General features: G+C 72.7%; 6 protein-coding genes. 2 read left to right on the top strand and 4 right to left on the bottom strand.

Features of this window, described 5'->3' with window-relative positions; all coding sequences use genetic code 11:
• Positions 1-21: 21 nt before the first annotated feature.
• On the bottom strand, positions 22-738 hold the full coding sequence (locus ND748_RS26010) for a sterol desaturase family protein (protein WP_251748764.1): 717 nt from the start codon (positions 736-738) through the stop codon (positions 22-24).
• A 23-nt stretch (positions 739-761) separates the two neighbouring features.
• Positions 762-1,817, bottom strand: a complete 1,056-nt coding sequence (glpX, locus tag ND748_RS26005; protein ID WP_251748762.1) for a class II fructose-bisphosphatase — start codon at positions 1,815-1,817, stop codon at positions 762-764.
• A gap of 360 nt (positions 1,818-2,177) precedes the next feature.
• Between glpX and ND748_RS26000 the strand changes: the two genes are divergently transcribed.
• On the top strand, positions 2,178-2,771 hold the full coding sequence (locus tag ND748_RS26000; protein WP_308205728.1) for a DUF4245 domain-containing protein: 594 nt from the start codon (positions 2,178-2,180) through the stop codon (positions 2,769-2,771).
• Between the two features lie 293 nt (positions 2,772-3,064).
• Here ND748_RS26000 and ND748_RS25995 read toward each other — a convergent pair whose 3' ends face one another.
• Positions 3,065-3,403 carry a hypothetical protein gene (locus tag ND748_RS25995; RefSeq protein WP_251748758.1) on the bottom strand — a complete coding sequence of 113 codons (339 nt, stop codon included), beginning with the start codon at positions 3,401-3,403 and terminating at the stop codon, positions 3,065-3,067.
• A 349-nt stretch (positions 3,404-3,752) separates the two neighbouring features.
• Here ND748_RS25995 and ND748_RS25990 point away from each other — a divergent pair, with 349 nt between their 5' ends.
• Positions 3,753-4,007, top strand: a complete 255-nt coding sequence (locus ND748_RS25990; RefSeq protein WP_251748756.1) for an exodeoxyribonuclease VII small subunit — start codon at positions 3,753-3,755, stop codon at positions 4,005-4,007.
• Between the two features lie 106 nt (positions 4,008-4,113).
• On the opposite strand, the gene ND748_RS25985 is transcribed toward ND748_RS25990, so the two are convergent.
• A partial coding sequence (locus ND748_RS25985) for an exodeoxyribonuclease VII large subunit (RefSeq protein WP_285902711.1) occupies positions 4,114-4,498 on the bottom strand: 385 nt, incomplete at its 5' end.

Below are 4,498 nucleotides of genomic sequence, written 5' to 3'. Positions count from 1 at the left end.
GGGCTCGGCCGAGCGGCGGGCTCAGCCGAGCGGCGGGCCGGCCGTGGGAGCGGAGGCGGCGAGGCCGTGGGCGGTCGCGGAGAGCTCCACGGCGTCCCGCGGAGGGTTCGTTCGTAGCGCCAGATCCCCGAGGGGGCTGGTCACGCCAAGCCAGTAACGCTCGTTGCGGTAGTGGTGCAGCCGATGGCCGCGCCAGAGCCGCCGGTAGTACCCCGTGTGCGGCGGGACTCGGGTGTGGATGAGGAAGTGCGTCCAGTCGTAGGCGAGGACGCCCACGCCCGCGCACAGCGCCCCCGTCGCCGCCCAGGGCGGTCCGAGCAGCGCGGGCAGGGCGGCCACGGCCGTTCCGGTGATGACCTCGCGGGGGCGCAGGAACATCGTGTCCAGGTCGGTCGGATCACGGTGGTGCTGCTCGTGCCCGTAGCCGGCAAGCTGGTAGCCGACGGCGCCCAGCCGGCTGGCCGGGCGGGCGTGCAGCAACAGCCGGTGGACGCCCCATTCCACGAACGGCTGGGCGAGGGCGGCGGCCACGGCGACGCGGGTGTCACGCGCTCGCCACGGCCCACGGCCCACGCGCACCGCGGCGAGCGTCCCCACGCAGCCGAGCAGGACAGGCGGCCGGGGGTGGGCGAGGAACCGGCGTGCGGCGGCGGGCAGCGTGCGGACCTCCGCCGCACTGCCATGCGGCCCCGGCCGGTCGAGCCGGACGAACAGCTCCGCGGGAGACAGCCGCGCCACGCGATCGCCTCCCCGGGATGAGATCAGAACGGAACGGTGGAGTACGCCTGCAGCTTGGTGAGCTGATGCTGACTGTCGACCCGGCGAATTGTGCCCGAGCGGGAGCGCATCACCAGCGACGACGTGTTTGCGCCGCCCGGGCGGTACCGTACCCCGGCCAGCAGCTCACCATCTGTGATCCCGGTCGCGACGAAGAAGACGTTGTCGCTGGCTACCAGGTCCCGCGTGGACAACACCCGCTCCGGGTCGTGCCCGAGGGCGACGACCTTGCTGCGCTCGGCCTCGTCCTTGGGCCACAGCCGGCCCTGGATCACCCCGCCGAGGCACGTCACGGCGCAGGCGGTGATGATCCCCTCGGGCGTGCCACCGACGCCGAGAAGCAGGTCGACGCCGGTGTCGGCGGAGGCGGCCATCACGGCACCGGCGACGTCGCCGTCGGAGATGAGCTTCACCCGGGCGCCGGCGGCGCGAATCTGCTCGACGAGCTCGGCGTGCCGGGGCCGGTCCAGGACGACCACGGTGACGTCGCGGGGATGGATCGCCTTCGCCTTCGCCACGGCCCGGATGTTGTCCTCGACGGAGGCGGTGATGTCGACGACGTCGGCCGCCTCCGGCCCGGTGACCAGCTTGTCCATGTAGAAGCAGGCACTCGCGTCGTACATCGAGCCGCGCTCGCTGACCGCCATGACGGACACGGCGTTGTTCATGCCCTTGGCCGTGAGCGTCGTGCCGTCGACCGGGTCGACCGCGACGTCGCACTCCGGGCCCTCACCCGAGCCGACCTGCTCGCCGTTGAACAGCATCGGGGCCTCGTCCTTCTCCCCCTCACCGATGACGACGACGCCACGCATCGAGACGGTGCCGACGAGCCGACGCATCGCGTCGACGGCGGCGCCGTCCGCGCCGTTCTTGTCGCCGCGGCCGACCCAGCGCGCGGCGGCAAGCGCGGCGGCCTCGGTCACCCGGACGAGCTCGAGGGCAAGGTTGCGGTCCGGGGCCTGCCCCTGCACGGCCAGCGTGTCGGGCACAGCCGAGGAGTCGGAGGACCTGGCGGCGAGGGCATCGGGAGCGGAAGGCACGGCCGTGAGCCTAGTTCGGCCACCCCGCAGGCGCCCGAGATACGCAGCCACACGGCGGTCTACACCCCGATGATCGTATTCCGGAGCATCGACCGCCGTCAGGCGAACCGGGGCACCCGGACTGTCGCTCGCGTGACAGGCCAGGAGTCGAAAACCTGCGCGCAACCTTCCGGTGCATGCAGGCGTCAAACGCTTCGATCGGGCGGCCGTCACGCGGAGGGGGCGTGACGGCCGCCCGTCGACGTTGCGCGTGGACCACGGCTCGCTGTGGGCGAGATTCCGACCACACCCGCGCCGCAAAGGGCCGTCCAAACCGGTCCCGGGCCACCATCACCCCGCCGAGACCTGGAAGATGGGGGCGTGGCACAACGACAGCGACGCGGCCAGGAAACGATCAGAGACATGGTCCTCTCCCTCGCCGCGGTCATGGCGGGCGTTCTGGTCTTCGTCATCTTCGTGATGCCGCGCGGCGGCGACGAGTCGGCGGTCAAGACCGTCGAGACGGCCGAGCCGATGGCGGCCTTCGCCCGGCAGACGCCCTACACCCCGCTCGCTCCCACCGGGCTGCCCGGGTACTGGAAGGCGACCTCGCTGCGGCTGACCGGCCCCACCGGCAGCTCCGACGGTGGCAACGTGGCCGAGGCGACCATCGGGTACGTCGTCGACCGGTCCGGCCACCGGACGTACGCCCGGCTGCGGGAAAGCAACGCGCCGAACGCGGTGCAGAAGCTGCTCGGCAACCGCCCGGCGCGCGGGACGATGGACGTCGACGGGGTCCCCTGGGAGCAGCGCCCGGGCGATGACGGTCATCTCGCCCTCAGCCGGATCGACGGGGGCCTCACCGTGGTCGTCGACGACGGCGGCGACGGGAAGGGCGGCGCGTCCCAGGCGGACCTGGTCGCCCTCGCCGAGTCACTCCAGCCGGTCCAGGCGGTGCAGCCCAGCGGCACCTGACGTTCCGCGAGACCTTCAGACCGCGGCTACCTAACCTTGACCCGCGGGAACTGAGGATCCGGCGGTGCCTGCCATCCGGTGGCGGCCGCCTGATTCTGGAAATTGGTCGAGATTCTGACCACTGGTCCGTATTTTAATGAATGGTCTGTATCCCGGTGCGGAATTGACCGCCGCATGGGCCGGAGTCGACGCCGGCCGGGATCGGCTCCGCGGGCTGGATACCCGGACCTGCGGGCCCGGGTATCCAGTATCACCGGATAATCGCTGCGGTAACGAGGCCGGCCTCGACTACCTCAGTGCTGGCTGGTCCCGGCGGCGACGGGAGGCCGCCCGGACGGCGCGGGATTCCCGTGGGATCCGGGTGAGCCGTCCCAGGCGGTAGCCGCCGGGATGAGGACCGCCAGCCCGAGGATGAGACCGGCCGCGCGCCGCAGCAGCGGCCCGCCGGCCGGGGTGCGCCGGTTGGACCGGCCACCCCGGCCGCCCTGATCGATGGAACTGGCGTCGCGAGACGCCGTGCCGGCGAGGTCGTGCCGCAGCAGGACCGGACCTCCCGGGGAGGCGGATGGAACCTGCCCCCGGGAGCGACCACCGACGGCCTGGCGTCGGAGCGACGGACGTGCGCCGGGCATGTGGTGTACCTCCGGACCGCCCGAAGCGGACGGGCGGTCAGCCGAGTGGGGCCCGCAGATTCGCGAACCGCCACCAATCTGAAACGTCCTGCAGTGACCTTGTACTATGGATCTCCGCCGAGCCAACCCGCTACGACCATGATTGTCGCCTGATTGATACCACGTTGCGCCGACGGAGTGCCGAATTTCCGGCTCGAGTGGCACTCGGCGTGGCGCCGGAGCCGGTCGGGAATACTCGTGACACGCCACGTCGAATTGCGCCCGAGCCGCGCAGCGGCACGAGGCGTCACGAACGGGCCATGGCAGCGCATTGGCCGGGAATTGGGTATGCGAGGGCGCGGAGGTGGCGATGTCTGAAAGTCCTGGATCCACGACGGTCGGCGACTCTCCCGGCACCGACGGCACCCAGGCGGCTCCGATCAGTTATGAGATCGCCCGCGCCGAGTTGGAGGAGGTCGTCCGCCAACTCGAGGCCGGCGGGGTGACGCTGGAGCAGTCGCTGGCGCTGTGGGAGCGCGGCGAGGAGCTGGCCCGGACCTGCCAGGCGCTGCTCGACGGCGCCCGCGCCCGGCTCGCCGCCGCCGATCCCGACCGCCCCGCCTGACGCCGACCCGCGCCAACCACCGGCGCGTCGATCGGCCGGCGCGACGAACCACCGGCATGACGATCGGCCGGCGTGACGATCGGCCGGCGTGATGAACGGCGCCGGTTCAGTCCCCGATGACCGCGGCTCCGAACGCGCCGCCCGCCACCCGTATGACGAGGCGCTCGCCGGATCCGACCTCCGCGGGATCGCGCACGACCGCGCCGTCGGCCGAGCGTTGCGCGACGGCGTACCCGCGGTCGAGGGTCGCCGCCGGGGACAGCGCCCGCACCCGGGCACGGGTGGCAACCAGATCACGCGCCGCGACCTCCAGGGCGTGCTGCACGCAGCGGCGGGAACGGGCCAACAGGGCGGCCACGTCGTCCGAGCGCCGGGCGAGATCGCGGGCGGGCGCCGCGAGGACCGGGCGGCCCCGCATGTCCGCGAGCCGGCGCTCCTCGCGGTCGAGGCGGTGCTCGACGACCCGCCGCGCGCGGCCCCGCAACTGGGCG

The organism is Frankia sp. AiPs1 (assembly GCF_023716945.1).
In the GTDB taxonomy this organism is placed as follows: Bacteria; Actinomycetota; Actinomycetes; order Frankiales; family Frankiaceae; genus Frankia.
This window is presented reverse-complemented; position numbering and strand designations above follow the sequence as displayed.